The sequence below is a fragment of the Oleiphilus sp. HI0128 genome (genome assembly GCF_001635365.1).
The window spans coordinates 1-885 of the sequence record NZ_LWGG01001390.1 but is presented as its reverse complement, the minus strand read 5'-3'; the positions used below and the strand labels follow the sequence as shown (position 1 = coordinate 885).

At 42.1% G+C, this 885-nt stretch carries 1 protein-coding gene; it reads left to right on the top strand.

The annotated features are described in order from the left end of the window. Nucleotides 1-233: 233 nt before the first annotated feature. A partial coding sequence (locus A3763_RS22850) for a hypothetical protein (RefSeq protein WP_197483065.1) occupies nucleotides 234-885 on the top strand: 652 nt, incomplete at its 3' end.

Below are 885 nucleotides of genomic sequence, written 5' to 3'. Positions count from 1 at the left end.
TAAGGTTGTTAGGCGGCAATACAGAGTCATTAAATGACTTCAATACATAAGCACAGTTAAGCCAAAAAAATTACCACGAATTTGGACATTATGTTACAAAGCGTGACGTGCCCGTCGTTGTCACTTTCGACTTTCCGTTAAAATTGCCTCTACAGATCAAGCTACGTACAGTCACCGTACCGTTAGCCAGCATAAGTTAACTAGTCAGGACCCGCTCAAGGAACAAGGAAATAATGAATTTCAGATCCACCTTCAGCTTATCAAACTTTGCCATTTGCTTAGTTTGTCTCGCTTATAGCTCAACCGCACTAAGTGGCTACAAAGTATTTTTAGACCCTCGTTCCATGGCTATGGGCGGAACCGGTGTTGCTTCAGCTTCAAAGTTTAACGCGTCCGCTCACAACCCTGCTTTGATTGCCTTCAACCGAGGCGATAAGCCCGACAAGATCTATCTTGCAATAAATAGTGGCCAGCGACAGCTTTACGGAGAGTCTTTTAACTCTGACGTTCTCGACTATCAAAATTCACCAATAGAACAAGACTTTATCAACGCCGCTAACAGCGGAGATATTAGCGACACCAGAGATACCGCTAAACTTCTAAAAGACTCTCTAAGTGAAAAAAGTTTTAGCTCATATCGCTCTGATGAAATGCATAACTTTAACTTGTTAGTGGATACTGACCCGCTAACTATCAATTTCTACACTCGCCGTGAAATTCGCAAAGTAAGCACCATCCTAAATAAAGATGCAGCAACTATTGATGACATTGTTAGACAAGTAGAAACTACTGGCCTTGCGGAATCCACAGGTATTGAAGACCTATTAAGTTCATCGGTTGAAAGCACTCAATTTGACTATGAAGAAATGGGCGCAACCGTCGCTA